We start from the raw sequence: 13639 nt of genomic DNA, 5'->3' as shown, positions 1-13639 counted from the left end.
CGCCCGCGACAGCAGGGAGATCGAAAGTGGCCGACAGCGGTGCCAACCTGGTGATCCTCGGTGGCGGATCGGGTGGGTACGCGTGCGCGCTGCGCGCCGCTGAGCTAGGCCTATCCGTCACGCTGGTGGAGAAGGACAAGCTGGGCGGCACCTGCCTGCACCGGGGCTGCATCCCCACCAAGGCCCTGCTGCACGCCGCCGAGGTCGCCGACGCCGCCCGCGAGGGCGACCAGATCGGCGTCAAGAGCTCGCTGGCCGGCATCGACATGGCCGGGGTGAACACCTACAAGGACGGCGTGGTCGGCCGGCTCTACAAGGGCCTGCAGGGGCTCGTGGCGTCCCGGGGGATCACCTACGTCGAGGGCAGCGGCACGTTCGTCACCTCGGGCGGCGGCGCGGGCGCCGTCGAGGTCAACGGGGACCGCTACACCGGCGACAACGTGGTCCTGGCCACCGGCAGCTACGCGCGCAGCCTGCCCGGCCTCGAGATCGGCGGCCGGATCATCACCAGCGACCAGGCGCTCACCCTGAACGAGGTGCCCAAGCGGGTGGTGGTGCTCGGCGGCGGCGTGATCGGGGTCGAGTTCGCCAGCGTGTGGCGCAGCTTCGGCGCCGAGGTCACCGTCGTGGAGGCGCTGCCCCGGCTGGTCCCGAACGAGGACGAGTTCGCCTCCAAGCAGCTCGAACGCGCCTTCCGCCGCCGCAAGATCGCCGCCAAGACCGGGGTCAAGTTCACCGGAGCGAACCAGACCGACGACGGCGTCACCGTCAAGCTGGAGTCCGGCGAGACCCTGGAGGCCGACCTGCTGCTGGTCGCGGTCGGGCGCGGGCCGAACACCGCCGGCCACGGGTACGAGGAGGCCGGCATCGCCCTGGACCGGGGCTTCGTGACGGTCGACGAGAAGCTGCGCACCAACCGTCCGAACGTCTACGCCGTCGGCGACATCGTGCCCGGGCTGCAGCTCGCCCACCGCGGCTTCCAGCAGGGCATCTTCGTGGCCGAGACCATCGCCGGGCTGAACCCGCCGCCGATCGACGAGGCGGGCATCCCGAGGGTCACCTACTGCGAGCCCGAGGTCGCCTCGGTCGGCCTCACCGAGGCGCAGGCCAGGGAGCGGTTCGGCGAGGTGCAGACCCTCACCTACGACCTCGCCGGCAACGGCAAGAGCCAGATCCTGCGCACCTCGGGGGCGGTGAAGCTGGTCAAGGCGGGCGCCGAGGGCACCAGCGGACCCGTGGTCGGCGTGCACATGGTCGGCGGCCGGGTCGGCGAGCTGATCGGCGAGGCACAACTGATCTACAACTGGGACGCCCACGCCGAGGACGTGGCGCCCCTGGTACATGCCCACCCCACTCAGACCGAGGCACTCGGTGAGGCGCATCTCGCGCTCGCCGGCAAGCCGCTGCACACCCACGGCTAGTGGCCGTCCCGCCGGTGCATCGCGCACAGCGACACAGAGCAACGAGGAGTCAGAAGTAGCCATGGCCTTCTCCGTCCAGATGCCAGCGCTCGGTGAAAGCGTCACCGAGGGCACCATCACCCGCTGGCTCAAGCAGGAGGGCGACCGGGTCGAGGTGGACGAGCCGTTGCTCGAGGTGTCCACCGACAAGGTCGACACCGAGATCCCTTCCCCCGCCGCCGGCGTGCTGGAGCGCATCGTGGTGGCCGAGGACGAAACCGTGGAGGTGGGCGCCGAGCTCGCGGTCATCGCGGACGGCGCCGGCGGGTCCGGATCCGGATCAGGGTCCGAGTCCGCCGCCCCGGCGGCCCAGGAGGCTCCGGAAGCCCCGGCGGCCGCCGAGCCCCAGCCCGAACGCCGGGCCGAGCCCGAACCCGCCCAGGCCGCCGAACAGCCGGCCGCCGCGCAGACCGGGTCCGGCGGCGACGGCACGCCGGTGACGATGCCGGCGCTCGGCGAGAGCGTCACCGAGGGCACCGTCACCCGCTGGCTCAAGCAGGTCGGCGACCGGGTCGAGGTGGACGAGCCGCTGCTCGAGGTGTCCACCGACAAGGTCGACACCGAGATCCCCTCCCCGGTGGCCGGCACCGTGCTGGAGATCGTCGCCGGCGAGGACGAGACCGTCGAGGTGGGCGGCCGGCTGGCCGTGGTCGGCTCCGGCTCCGCCGCCCCGTCCGCACCCGCCCCACCGGCCGAGCCGACGCAACCGCCGGCCCAGCCCGCACAGTCGGCACCGGCCGAGCCCGCGCAGGCCTCCGGCTCCCCGTGGCGCGAGCCGGAGAGCGCGCCGGCGCCCGCGCAACCGGCCACCGACAACGGCTCCGCGCCCGACACCTCCGCCGACGGCGGCCCGTACGTCACCCCGCTGGTGCGCAAGCTGGCCGCCCAGCACAACGTGGACCTGACCACGATCAAGGGCACCGGAGTCGGCGGCCGGATCCGCAAGCAGGACGTGCTCGCCGCCGCGGAGAAGCCGGCGCCGGCACCCTCGGCACCCGCACCGTCCGCACCCGCACCGGCCGCCGCCCCGCTCCCCGCGGCCAGCGCGCCGCCCGCGCCCAGCGAGCCGTCGGCGGCCGAGGCCGCGAAGCTGCGCGGCACCACCCAGAAGCTGCCCCGGCTGCGCAAGGTGATCGCGCAGCGGATGACGGAGTCGCTGCAGGTCTCCGCGCAGCTCACCGCCATGCTCGAGGTGGACGTCACCCGGGTCGCCCGGCTGCGCCAGCTGGCGAAGGCCGACTTCGAGGCCCGCGAGGGCGTGAAGCTGACCTTCCTGTCGTTCTTCGTCAAGGCGGCCATCGACTCGCTCAAGCTGTTCCCGCAGGTCAACGCCTCGATCGACACAGCGGCCGGCGAGGTGACCTACCACGACGCCGAGCACATCGGCATCGCCGTGGACACCGACCGCGGCCTGGTCGTGCCCGTGATCCACGACGCCGGCAACCTCAACCTGGCGGGCATCGCGCGCGCGATCGCCGACCTGGCCCTGCGCACCCGCACCAACAAGGCCCGCCCGGACGAGCTCTCCGGCGGCACCTTCACGGTGACCAACATCGGCTCGCGCGGCTCGCTGACCGACACGCCCATCATCAACCAGCCGCAGGTCGCCATCCTCGGCACCGGCGCCGTGGTGAAACGCCCCGTCGTGGTCACCGACGCCCTCGGCAACGACGCCATCGCCATCCGCTCCATCGCGAACCTGGTCCTGACCTACGACCACCGCCTGGTCGACGGCGCCGACGCCGGCCGCTTCCTGTCCGCCGTCAAACGCCGCGTGGAAACCGCCGCCTTCGAAGCCGACCTCGGCCTCAACGGCGCCTGACCAACCCGTGAGTGGCTAGGGCCGCTATGACGGCCCTAGCCACTCACGGGTTCTGAGCAGCGCGGATACCCGGTCCAGGCGGGCGTGCCACCAGCGCGTGCGCTCCGGGTCGGGGTGGGCGTAGCGGTCCAGGAGTTCGGGGGTGGGTACGGGCGGTTGCATGGGTACGGGCAGGTGGCCGTCCAGGAGCTGAGGCGGGTCCGGGACCAGGTCGCCGTCCAGGAGCGAGAGCGTGCCCAGGCCGCAGGCCAGCTCCAGTTCGGGCAGCGCGCCGGCCAGCGCCAGCTCGGCGGCCAGCCCGACGCCGGTCTCCAGCGCGGAGGACACCACGCAGGGCAACCCGGCGGCACGCGCGATCCGCAGCGACCGCCGCACCCCGCCCAGCGGCGTGCACTTGACCACGGCGAAGTCCGCCGCGCCGGCCGCCGCCACCCGGGTCGGGTCCTCGGCGCGGCGGATCGACTCGTCGGCGGCGATCGGCGCCCGCACCCGCCGCCGCACCGCCGCCAGCTCCTCCACCGACGCGCACGGCTGCTCGACGTACTGCAGCCCGCCCGCCGCCCGGTCCAACGACTCGATCCGAGCCACCGCCGTGTCCACGTCCCACGCGGCGTTCGCATCCACCCGGACGGCGCCGGCCGGCCCGAGCGCCTCGCGCACGGCGGCCACCCGCGCGGCGTCCTCACCGGCCGAGCCCGGATGGTCGGCGACCTTGACCTTCGCGGTGGCGCACCCGGACGCGGCGACGATTCGGTACGCCCGCTCCGGGCCCACCGCCGGCACCGTGACGTTCACCGGCACCCGCTCGCGCACCGGCTCCGGCCAGCCGTGCGCGGCAGCCTCGACGGCGGTGGCCAGCCACCCGGCCGCCTCCTCGTCGCCGTACTCGGGAAACGGGCAGAACTCGCCCCAGCCCACCGCGCCCGGCAGCACCATCCCCTCCCGGACGGTGATCCCCCGGAACCGCGTCCGCATCGGGATCGCGTACACCCGCGCGGCGCCGAAGTCGACCCGTTCGAGCGACCCCCGCGCATCGATCATGAGCGGAGACTAGCCCCCTCTCGCGCCCCCGGCCCGGAGTACGAAAGCATCACCCACATGCGCGTCATGATCGCTGGCTCGTCCGGCCTCATCGGCACCAGCCTCGTCCCGCACCTGCGGCACACCGGGCACGAGGTGCTCCGGCTGGTGCGCCGCGCGCCGAGGGCGCCCGACGAGCGCGGCTGGGACCCGCCGGCCGGCTGGCTGCAGTCCGGCGCGCTGGACGGGGTGGACGCGGTGGTCAACCTCTGCGGGGTGGGCATCGGCGACCGGCGCTGGAGCGGCGCGCGCAAGCAGGCCATCAGGGACAGCAGGGTGGAGCCGACCGAGGTGCTCGCCGCCGCCGTCGCCGCGCACGGCATCCCGACCATGGTCAACGCCTCCGGGATCAGCTACTACGGCGACACCGGCGACCGCGAGGTGGACGAGACCGCGCCGCTGGGCGCGGGTTTCCTGGCCGAGGTGTGCCGGGACTGGGAGGCGGCCACGGCCGCCGCCCAGCCCGCCAGCCGGGTGGTCCGGCTGCGCAGCGGCGCCGTGCTCTCCCCCTCCGGTGGGCTGCTCGGCCGGCTGCGGCCGCTGTTCTCGCTGGCGCTCGGGGGCCGGCTGGGCAGCGGCCGGCAGTACCTGCCGTGGATCTCGCTGGACGACGAGGTGGGCGCCATCGCCTTCCTGCTCGAACACCCCGAGGTGACCGGCCCTGTCAACCTGGTCGCCCCGGAGCAGGTGACCAACGCCCGGTTCACCGAGGAGCTGGGCCGCGCGGTGAACCGGCCCACGCCGTTCCCGGTACCGGCCGTCGCGCTGCGCGCGGTGCTCGGCGAGGCGGCCGACGAGCTGGCGCTGACCGGCCCGCGCGCGGCGCCCGCCGTGCTGCAACGCCACGGCTTCCCGTACCGGCACGCCACCCTCGCCGAGGCGCTCTCCGCCGCTACCACCCGGTAACACCTGACGGGCGTACGGTGAGCCTGTGACCCTCGCAGCCACCTCTTCTTCCACCACCTCCCCCGCCGCCGCCTCCTGCCGCGCCAGCACCGACCCGATCACGCCGCTGCGCCTCGGCCACGTCGACTACCACGTGGCCTGGGAGCAGCAGCGCGAGCACGCCGCCGCCCGCGCCGACGGCACCGGCCCCGACGTGCTCATGCTGCTGGAGCACCCGCCGGTGTACACCGCCGGCAAGCGCACCAGGGAATGGGAGAAGCCCACCGACGGCACCCCGGTGGTCGACGTCGACCGGGGCGGGCGGATCACCTGGCACGGCCCCGGCCAGCTCACCGGCTACCCGATCATCGGCCTGGCCGACCCGATCGACGTGGTGGACTACGTGCGCAGGCTGGAGGAGGCCCTGATCGCGGTGTGCGCCCGCCAGGGCCTGGCCACCGGCCGGGTGGACGGGCGCAGCGGGGTCTGGGTGCCCGCCGAGGGCCTGCGCCCCGAGCGCAAGGTCGGCGCGATCGGGGTCCGGGTGCAGCGCGGGGTGACGCTGCACGGCTTCGCGCTGAACTGCAACCCGGACATGGGCGGGTTCGGCCAGATCGTGGCCTGCGGGATCCCCGACGCCGGGGTCACCTCGCTGAGCGCCGAACTGGGCCGCGAGGTCCGCATCGAGGACGTGATCGACGACGTCACCACCGCCATGACCGAGGCGCTGGACGGCACGCTCCCGGTCGCCGACCACCCGCTACCCGCCGCCGGGACCCAGGGGCTCGCGCTGCGCTGATTCCGAACAGCTCCCGAGCGGCCGCAGCCCCTGCATCAACCGGGCGATGACCTGCTCGAACTCCGCACGCACCCGCTGCGGGTCGACGGCCACGCTCATCGCGGTGGCCGCGCCGGCCAGCGCCCCGGAGATGGTGCGGGCCAGCGGGTCGATCGGCAGCCGCTCGATCTGGCCGGCGTCCATCAGCTTCTCCAGGATGGCCGCGATCAGGCCCAGCGAGTACCGCTCCTCGCACTCCCACCAGGCGGCGAAGCCCATCACGTGCGGACCCTCCTGCCAGACGATCCTGCGGTAGGTCGGCTCCAGGCAGAAGTCCAGGAAGGCGCGCAGCGACGCCATCCCCGCCTCCCACGGCGAGTCGGCCTCCGCGCGCGCGGCCTCGACCAGCCTGACGTGCACGTCCTCCTCGATCTGGTCGAACGCGGCCGCGAACAGTGCCTTCTTCCCGCCCGGGAAGTGGTGGTAGAGCGCGCCCTTGGTGACCCGGGCCGCCGAGGCGATCGCGTCCAACGAGGTCTCCGCGTACCCGCGCTCGGCAAACAGCTCGATGGCGCTGGTCACCAGGGCGGCGCGGGTGCTCTCGGAGTACTCCTCGCGGCGGGAGCGCCGAGCCAACGGGCGCCGAGACTTCGTCGTCGACATGACCTGAATCATATTACCTACCGCCGGTACGTACTGCTGGTATGTTGGTGACATCCGGTACGGAAAGTGCTGGCGGCACGGCCCTACCGGTCCCACAGACCACAGGGGGTACACCATGGCGAAGACCAGCTACGCCGAGCTCAACGCGGTCCTCGACCAGGCCCGCCGTTCGTCCTCCCCGATCACCGTCACCGACGACCAGCTGCTCGGCCTGCAGTACCGCTGGAGCACCGCGCTGTCCGCCCGGCTGGACTCGGCCATCGAGTTCGCCGGTCCCGAACCGCTGGTCGACGCGGTGGCGGCGGCCTGGCGCACGCTGGCCGCCGAGAACCGGACGCTGCGCGCGGTGCTGGACGCCCACGAGGACCGCTCCGAGGCGCTGGCCGAGGCGCAGCGCTGGGAGTACCGGATGCTCGCGCTCGGCGCCGGCGTGTCGGCGATGTCCGACCCGGTCGAAGACTCCGTCCGGTTGGGGCGCGCGTTCCGCGACCTGATCCGCTCCGGCCGCCGGGAGCTGAGCCCCGAGCTGGCCACGGTCGCCTGACGGCCGCGCGAGTTACAGTGGCCAGGTGACCGTCACCCCGGAAGGACGCAAGCTCCTGCGGCTCGAGGTCCGCAACGCGGAGACCCCGATCGAGTCGAAGCCGCCGTGGATCCGCACCCGGGCGAGGATGGGCCCGCACTTCACCGAGCTGAAGAGCCTGGTCCGCACCGGCGGCCTGCACACGGTGTGCGAGGAGGCCGGCTGCCCCAACATCTACGAGTGCTGGGAGGACCGGGAGGCCACCTTCCTCATCGGCGGCCAGCAGTGCACCCGCCGCTGCGACTTCTGCCAGATCGACACCGGCCGCCCCACCCCGCTGGACCGTGACGAGCCGCGCCGAGTCGCCGAGTCGGTGCACACCATGGGCCTGCGCTACTCCACGATCACCGGCGTGGCCCGCGACGACCTGGCCGACGGCGGCGCCTGGCTCTACGCCGAGACCGTCCGGCAGATCCACGCGCTGTGCCCGGGCACCGGCGTCGAGCTGCTGATCCCGGACTTCAACTCCGACGACGACCAGCTCGCCGAGGTGTTCGGCTCGCGCCCCGAGGTGCTCGCGCACAACCTGGAGACGGTGCCGAGGATCTTCCGCCGGATCCGGCCCGGGTTCCGCTACGAGCGCTCGCTGGAGGTCCTGACCAAGGCCCGTGCCGCCGGCCTGGTCACCAAGTCCAACCTGATCCTGGGCATGGGCGAGACCCCCGACGAGGTGACCGCCGCGCTGCGCGACCTGCACGCGGCCGGCTGCGAGATCGTCACCATCACCCAGTACCTGCGCCCGAGCAAGCGGCACCACCCGGTGGACCGCTGGGTGAAGCCCGAGGAGTTCCTGGAGCACTCCGAGACCGCCGAGCGGATCGGCTTCTCCGGGGTGATGGCCGGCCCGCTGGTCCGCTCGTCCTACCGGGCCGGGCGGCTCTACGCCCAGGCCGTCGGGCACCGGGGCGAAGCGCTCCCCGAGCCGCTGGCCCACCTGGCCGACGAGGGCCCGGCCGCGCAGGAAGCCGCGTCCCTGCTCGCCCGCTAGACCGGGTCCGGCCGTATCCTGGGACTATGGCCGCCCAGTCCCAGCCCGCGAAAGCCAAGACCCAGCAGGACAAAGCCGCACGCGCGGAAGCCAAACGCGCCAAGAAGGCCGAGTCCAAGCAGCGCCGCAAGCAGCTCTTCCAGGCGTTCAACATGCAACGCAAGCAGGACAAGCTGCTGATACCGATCATGGTCGGGCTGATCGTGCTCAGCACGGCGGTGGTCTTCGGCATCGGCCTGATCTTCGACATGCACTGGGTGGTGCTCCCGCTCGGCATCGCGATCGGCGTGCTGGCCGCCATCTTCGTGTTCGGCCGCAGGGTGGAGCGCTCGGTCTACGGCCAGGCCGAGGGGCAGCCCGGCGCGGCCGGCTGGGCGCTGGACAACATGCGCGGCCAGTGGCGGGTCAGCCAGGGCGTCGCCGGCACCACCCAGCTCGACGCGGTGCACCGGGTGATCGGCCGCCCCGGTGTCATCCTGGTCGCCGAGGGCGCCCCGCACCGGGTGAAGTCGCTGCTCGCCCAGGAGAAGAAGCGGGTGGCCCGGCTGGTCGGCAGCATCCCCATCTACGACGTCGTCGTCGGCAACGACGAGGGCCAGGTGCCGCTGCGCAAGCTGAAGATGCACATGACCAAGCTGCCGCGCAACATCACCGCCAAGCAGATGGACGTCCTGGAGGGCAGGCTCAACGCGCTCAGCTCGCGCGCCGCGGCGATGCCGAAGGGGCCGTTGCCGCAGGGAGCGAAGATCCGCAGCGTGCAGCGCGCGGTCCGGCGCCGCTGACGCCGGGCTCCCGGGCGCGAATCGGCACAGCGGCCAGCAGCACGCCGACCCCGCCCAGCGCGAGCCCGACCAGCTCCAGGGTGCTCAGCGTGGCGCCGAGCACCAGCCAGGACAGCACCGCGGTCACCGCCGGGGTCAGGAAGAACATGCTGCCCACCCGGTTCGCCGCCCCGCGCCGCAGCATCACGTTGAGCAGCACGAACGTCCCAACCGAGTTCACCAGCACGATCCAGGCCAACGCCGCGCCGAACGCCGGCCAGTCGGCCACCGCCGGCCGCTCCAGCAGCAGGGTGGCCACCCCGAGCACCGGGGCGCTGACGCCGAACTGCACGGCGGTACCGGAGAGTACGTTCATGTCCCGCACGTACCGCTTCTGGTAGACGGTGCCCGCGCTCAGCCCGACCAACCCGACCACCGCGCACACCACGCTCCCGGCGGACGCCTTCCACTGGTCCAGCACCGCGAGCAGCACGCCCACGCCGCCGATCCCGAACCCCCACCACTGCAACGGCCGGATCCGCTCCCGCAGCAGCGGCGCGGCGAGCAGCGCGATCAGCACCGGGTTGAGCCCCTGCACCAGCGCCACCACGCCGCCGGGCAGCCCGTCCGCGATCGCCAGGTAGGCGGCGCCGAAGTTCACCGCCTGGATGAGCAGGCCGCTGACCGCGACATGGCCGAGCTGGCGCCCGCGCGGCCAGCGCGCCCCGGTGACCAGCGCCAGCGCGGCCAGCAGCACCCCCGCCAGGGTGAACCGGGCGAACGTGAGCAACAGCGGCGGGGCGGCGCCCACCCCGATCACGGCGGCCACGAACGCGCTGCTCCACAGCAGCACGAACACCGGCGGCAACACCGCGTCCACCCTCTGTGACCGCACCATCGAACCCCTCCCAACTAACCCCTCAGTACGGTTACCGACGCTAGCCATGATGCAAGTAACCTGTCAAACCGGTTATGCTGGCCGCATGAGGTTCAGGTTCATCTCCGGACACGTCGCGCTGGACCTGGCCGGCACCGTGGGCCACCGGCACGCCGAGGACCGCTACGACCTGCTGACCGACCCGGAGGCGCTGGCCCGCTGGGCGCTGGAGGCCGGGCTGGTGGACACCGCACCCCCCGCCGAGGCCCGCGACCTGGCCGCCACCGTCGCCCTGCGGGAGGCGATCTACCGGCTCGTCATGGCCAGCATCCAGCGCGAGCCCGCCGACCCCGGCGACGTCGAGCTGGTCAACGCGGCCGCGGAGAACGCGCCGGTGGCTGTGACGTTGCGAGGCCCGGGCGAGCTTGTCCGTACCGGGGACCTACGGGCGGTGCGGGCCACGGTGGCCAGGGCGGCGATCGAACTGCTCGGCGGTCCGGCGCGCGGACAGCTCAAGCGCTGCGGCGCCAGCCCGTGCAGCCGGCTGTACCTGGACGCGTCCCGCCGGGGCTCGCGCCGCTGGTGCGACATGCGCGAATGCGGCAACCGGGCGAAGGCGGCCGCCTACCGCCGCCGGCACGCCACCGCCTGACTCACCGGCTGAGCAGCACCACCGTGCCCACCGCACGGTCGTGCAGCCCGCGCTTGTCGGAGTTCGTCACCACCGCCGGCACCACGAAGAACAGCAGCACGGTCCGCAGCAGCGCGCGCGGAAGCCCGACGAACGCCGCGCCGCCCAACCTGGCCACCCGCAGCCCGAACAGCACCATGCCCGGCGTCATGCCGAACGCCGCGGTCGGAACCACCGTCAACACCGCCCAGGCCAGCAGGCTCCAGTTCCCCGGCAGCACCGGCGCGGTGAACAGGCCGGCGACCAGCGCGCTGAGCAGCAGGTCGAACACGAACGCCACGGCCCGCCGGCCCAGCCCGGCCACCGAGCCGACGCCTTCCTCGGGCAGCCCGAGCCGCTCCCCCGGGTAGCCGTCCCGCTGGCCACCCTCGTCCGAGCCGGTCAACCACGATCCGGTCCATCTGGTCACGGCCCCAGCCTATGACCCGCCGGTAGGCTACTGTGATCACACGCACGAATGCGGCCGTTAACACGGGCGAAACGCTTCAGTGATGAACGGGCAACACGGTCCACATAGTTTCGCCGCATCTTCGGCACCCACGCCGAACCGCCCGCGCGCAACGCGGCGCGAGGGCCACACACCCATGGCCCGAGGTTGACCTGAGCCACGTACGAGGGAGCCAACGAGAGTGTTCAGCAACTCCGACGAGGTCCTGCGTTTCATCTCCGACGAGGAGGTGAAGTACGTCGACGTCCGGTTCTGTGACCTGCCAGGAATCATGCAGCACTTCACGGTCCCGGCCGAGTTCTTCACCGAGGACGTCTACAACGAAGGGCTTGCCTTCGACGGCTCGTCGGTGCGCGGCTTCCAGTCCATCCACGAGTCGGACATGCAGCTGCTGCCGGACCCGGCGACCGCGCGCGTCGACCCGTTCCGGACCGAGAAGACGCTGAACATCAACTTCTTCGTGCACGACCCGCTCACCCTGGAGCCCTACAGCCGCGACCCGCGCAACGTCGCCCGCAAGGCCGAGCAGTACCTGGCCAGCTCGGGCATCGCGGACACCGCGTTCTTCGCCCCGGAGGCCGAGTTCTACATCTTCGACTCGGTCCGCTTCGACACCACGCCGAACGCCGCCTACCACTACATCGACTCCGAAGAGGGCTGGTGGAACAGCGGCTCGGAGACGAACAACCGCGGCTACAAGATCAACTACAAGATGGGGTACTTCCCCGTCCCGCCGACCGACCACTTCGCCGACCTGCGCAACGCCATGACCACCCACCTCATCAACGCCGGGTTCGAGGTGGAGAAGTCGCACCACGAGGTCGGCACGGCGGGCCAGGCGGAGATCAACTACAAGTACAACACGCTGCTGCACGCCGCCGACGACCTGCAGTTGTACAAGTACATCCTCAAGCACACCGCGTGGGACGCCGGCAAGACCGTCACGTTCATGCCCAAGCCGCTGTTCGGTGACAACGGCTCCGGCATGCACACCCACCAGTCGCTGTGGAAGGACGGCGCGCCGCTGTTCCACGACGAGTCCGGCTACGGCGGCATCTCCGACACCTGCCGGCACTACATCGGCGGCCTGCTGCACCACGCGCCCAGCCTGCTGGCGTTCACCAACCCGACGGTGAACTCCTACCACCGGCTGGTGCCCGGCTTCGAGGCCCCGGTGAACCTGGTCTACTCCAGCCGCAACCGGTCGGCCTGCGTGCGGATCCCGATCAGCGGCTCGAACCCGAAGGCCAAGCGCCTGGAGTTCCGCTGCCCGGACTCCTCCGGCAACCCGTACCTGGCGTTCGCCGCCATGATGATGGCCGGCCTGGACGGCGTGAAGAACAAGATCGAGCCGCCCGCACCGATCGACAAGGACCTCTACGAGCTTCCGCCCGAGGAGGCCGCGAACGTCACCCAGGTGCCCGGCAGCCTCGCCGCCGTGATCGACAAGCTCGAGGCCGACCACGACTACCTGCTCGAAGGCGGCGTGTTCACACCCGACCTCATCGAGACCTGGATCTCGCTGAAGCGGGAGAACGAGATCGACCCGCTCCGCCTGCGCCCGCACCCCTACGAGTTCGCCCTGTACTACGACGTATAACCCCTGCTCAGAACCCGTGAGTGGTTAGAGGTGCTATGGCACCTCTAACCACTCACGGGTGGTGACCTGCACAAACGTCAGCGGCCGGCCGTGGAGTGCCGCGATGTGGCACCATCGCGCGAATGACCAGCAGACCCGCCGAGGCACAGCGCCTGGGCGACCTTGCGAGGCTGCGGCGCGTCCGCGACCGGATCGACCGGGAGTACGCGCAGCCGCTGGACGTCGAGGCGCTCGCTCGCGGCGCGCACATGTCCGCCGGGCACCTGAGCCGGGAGTTCCGGCGGGCCTACGGCGAGTCCCCGTACTCCTACCTGATGACCCGGCGCATCGAGCGCGCGATGGCGCTGCTGCGCCGGGGCGACCTGAGCGTGACCGAGGTCTGCTTCGCGGTCGGCTGCTCGTCGCTGGGCACGTTCAGCACGCGGTTCACCGAGCTGGTCGGCGTGCCGCCCAGCGTCTACCGGCGCGAGCGGGCGGACGCGGCGGCGGGGATGTCGCCGTGCGTGGCCAAACAGGTCACCAGACCGATCAGGAATCGAGAAGCACCGGCCCCGGCGCCGCACTTAGCGTGAGCGCCATGGACCTCACCATTCACCAGGCCTTCCTCCCCCACGACGACCCGGCCGCCTCGCTGGCCTTCTACCGCGACACCCTCGGCTTCGAAGTCCGCAACGACGTCGAGTACGGCGGCCTGCACTGGATCACGGTCGGCCCGCCCGCGCAGCCCGGCACGTCCATCGTGCTGCACCCGCCGGCCGCCGACCCCGGGATCACCGACGACGAGCGCCGCACCATCGCCGAGATGATGGCCAAGGGCACCTACGCCGGCATCAACCTGGCCACCAAGAACCTCGACGACACCTTCGAGCGGCTCCAGTCCGGTAGTAGCAGCGGGGCGGAGGTCGTCCAGGAGCCGACCGACCAGCCGTGGGGCGTCCGGGACTGTGCCTTCCGCGACCCCGCCGGCAACATGATCCGCATTTTCGAGGTGCACTGAGTACCC

At 72.2% G+C, this 13639-nt stretch carries 15 protein-coding genes; 11 read left to right on the top strand and 4 right to left on the bottom strand.

The annotated features are described in order from the left end of the window. Positions 1–26: 26 nt before the first annotated feature. Both lpdA and sucB read left to right on the top strand, forming a co-directional pair. Entirely contained in the window at positions 27–1421 is a 1395-nt protein-coding gene (lpdA, locus tag N912_RS0112870; RefSeq protein ID WP_028922752.1) for a dihydrolipoyl dehydrogenase, read from the top strand. Positions 1422–1482: 61 nt separating this feature from the next. Next, positions 1483–3282, top strand: coding sequence for a 2-oxoglutarate dehydrogenase, E2 component, dihydrolipoamide succinyltransferase (gene sucB / locus N912_RS0112865; RefSeq protein WP_028922751.1), 1800 nt, complete (start codon positions 1483–1485; stop codon positions 3280–3282). Between the two features lie 24 nt (positions 3283–3306). On the opposite strand, the gene N912_RS0112860 is transcribed toward sucB, so the two are convergent. Continuing rightward, on the bottom strand, positions 3307–4323 hold the full coding sequence (locus tag N912_RS0112860) for an o-succinylbenzoate synthase (RefSeq protein WP_211261225.1): 1017 nt from the start codon (positions 4321–4323) through the stop codon (positions 3307–3309). 57 nt (positions 4324–4380) lie between these two features. Here N912_RS0112860 and N912_RS0112855 point away from each other — a divergent pair, with 57 nt between their 5' ends. Together N912_RS0112855 and lipB are read left to right on the top strand one after the other, a co-directional pair. Next, positions 4381–5268, top strand: coding sequence for a TIGR01777 family oxidoreductase (locus N912_RS0112855; RefSeq protein ID WP_028922749.1), 888 nt, complete (start codon positions 4381–4383; stop codon positions 5266–5268). Between the two features lie 25 nt (positions 5269–5293). Next, the gene (gene lipB / locus N912_RS0112850) at positions 5294–6046 is read left to right on the top strand and encodes a lipoyl(octanoyl) transferase LipB (protein WP_028922748.1); all 753 of its coding nucleotides are present in this window, start codon (positions 5294–5296) and stop codon (positions 6044–6046) included. On the opposite strand, the gene N912_RS51505 is transcribed toward lipB, so the two are convergent. After that, positions 6008–6688, bottom strand: coding sequence for a TetR/AcrR family transcriptional regulator (locus N912_RS51505; RefSeq protein ID WP_051580111.1), 681 nt, complete (start codon positions 6686–6688; stop codon positions 6008–6010). The genes lipB and N912_RS51505 overlap by 39 nt on opposite strands. A gap of 115 nt (positions 6689–6803) precedes the next feature. On the opposite strand from N912_RS51505, the gene N912_RS51500 reads away from it, so the two are divergent. Genes N912_RS51500 through N912_RS0112830 form a run of 3 tightly spaced genes read left to right on the top strand, consistent with a single transcriptional unit; the run spans position 6804 to position 9041 of the window. After that, complete coding sequence (locus tag N912_RS51500) at positions 6804–7232, top strand: hypothetical protein (RefSeq protein WP_051580110.1); 429 nt, start codon at positions 6804–6806, stop codon at positions 7230–7232. 25 nt (positions 7233–7257) lie between these two features. Further along, positions 7258–8259 carry a lipoyl synthase gene (lipA, locus tag N912_RS0112835; RefSeq protein ID WP_028922747.1) on the top strand — a complete coding sequence of 334 codons (1002 nt, stop codon included), beginning with the start codon at positions 7258–7260 and terminating at the stop codon, positions 8257–8259. Between the two features lie 26 nt (positions 8260–8285). Next, positions 8286–9041: a DUF4191 domain-containing protein gene (locus N912_RS0112830; RefSeq protein WP_028922746.1), complete on the top strand. Its 756-nt coding sequence runs from the start codon at positions 8286–8288 to the stop codon at positions 9039–9041. Here N912_RS0112830 and N912_RS51495 read toward each other — a convergent pair. Continuing rightward, positions 8953–9918 (bottom strand): DMT family transporter, encoded by a 966-nt coding sequence (locus tag N912_RS51495; protein ID WP_169747876.1) that lies wholly within the window; start codon positions 9916–9918, stop codon positions 8953–8955. The genes N912_RS0112830 and N912_RS51495 overlap by 89 nt on opposite strands. A gap of 85 nt (positions 9919–10003) precedes the next feature. On the opposite strand from N912_RS51495, the gene N912_RS0112820 reads away from it, so the two are divergent. Next, positions 10004–10549 (top strand): CGNR zinc finger domain-containing protein, encoded by a 546-nt coding sequence (locus N912_RS0112820; protein ID WP_028922745.1) that lies wholly within the window; start codon positions 10004–10006, stop codon positions 10547–10549. A 1-nt stretch (position 10550) separates the two neighbouring features. Here N912_RS0112820 and N912_RS0112815 read toward each other — a convergent pair whose 3' ends face one another. Next, positions 10551–10997, bottom strand: coding sequence for an RDD family protein (locus N912_RS0112815; protein WP_028922744.1), 447 nt, complete (start codon positions 10995–10997; stop codon positions 10551–10553). Positions 10998–11217: 220 nt separating this feature from the next. Between N912_RS0112815 and glnA the strand changes: the two genes are divergently transcribed. From glnA to N912_RS0112800, 3 genes are all read left to right on the top strand, one after another. Next, positions 11218–12636, top strand: a complete 1419-nt coding sequence (gene glnA / locus N912_RS0112810; RefSeq protein WP_028922743.1) for a type I glutamate--ammonia ligase — start codon at positions 11218–11220, stop codon at positions 12634–12636. Positions 12637–12758: 122 nt separating this feature from the next. Beyond that, positions 12759–13208, top strand: a complete 450-nt coding sequence (locus N912_RS0112805; RefSeq protein WP_028922742.1) for a helix-turn-helix transcriptional regulator — start codon at positions 12759–12761, stop codon at positions 13206–13208. 5 nt (positions 13209–13213) lie between these two features. Next, positions 13214–13633, top strand: a complete 420-nt coding sequence (locus tag N912_RS0112800; RefSeq protein WP_028922741.1) for a VOC family protein — start codon at positions 13214–13216, stop codon at positions 13631–13633. Positions 13634–13639 lie beyond the last annotated feature (6 nt).

The sequence above is a fragment of the Actinospineispora acaciae DSM 45401 genome (assembly GCF_000620785.1).
GTDB classification, from domain to species: Bacteria; Actinomycetota; Actinomycetes; order Mycobacteriales; family Pseudonocardiaceae; genus Pseudonocardia; species Pseudonocardia acaciae.
This window is presented reverse-complemented; position numbering and strand designations above follow the sequence as displayed.

Coding starts and splice junctions, on each gene's coding strand:
- sucB (WP_028922751.1), top strand. CDS start 1,483: ATGGCCTTCTCCGTCCAGATGCCAGCGCTCGGTGAAAGCGTCACCGAG.
- N912_RS0112860 (WP_211261225.1), bottom strand. CDS start 4,323: ATGATCGATGCGCGGGGGTCGCTCGAACGGGTCGACTTCGGCGCCGCG.
- N912_RS0112855 (WP_028922749.1), top strand. CDS start 4,381: ATGCGCGTCATGATCGCTGGCTCGTCCGGCCTCATCGGCACCAGCCTC.
- N912_RS51505 (WP_051580111.1), bottom strand. CDS start 6,688: ATGTCGACGACGAAGTCTCGGCGCCCGTTGGCTCGGCGCTCCCGCCGC.
- N912_RS51500 (WP_051580110.1), top strand. CDS start 6,804: ATGGCGAAGACCAGCTACGCCGAGCTCAACGCGGTCCTCGACCAGGCC.
- N912_RS0112830 (WP_028922746.1), top strand. CDS start 8,286: ATGGCCGCCCAGTCCCAGCCCGCGAAAGCCAAGACCCAGCAGGACAAA.
- N912_RS51495 (WP_169747876.1), bottom strand. CDS start 9,918: ATGGTGCGGTCACAGAGGGTGGACGCGGTGTTGCCGCCGGTGTTCGTG.
- N912_RS0112820 (WP_028922745.1), top strand. CDS start 10,004: ATGAGGTTCAGGTTCATCTCCGGACACGTCGCGCTGGACCTGGCCGGC.
- N912_RS0112805 (WP_028922742.1), top strand. CDS start 12,759: ATGACCAGCAGACCCGCCGAGGCACAGCGCCTGGGCGACCTTGCGAGG.
- N912_RS0112800 (WP_028922741.1), top strand. CDS start 13,214: ATGGACCTCACCATTCACCAGGCCTTCCTCCCCCACGACGACCCGGCC.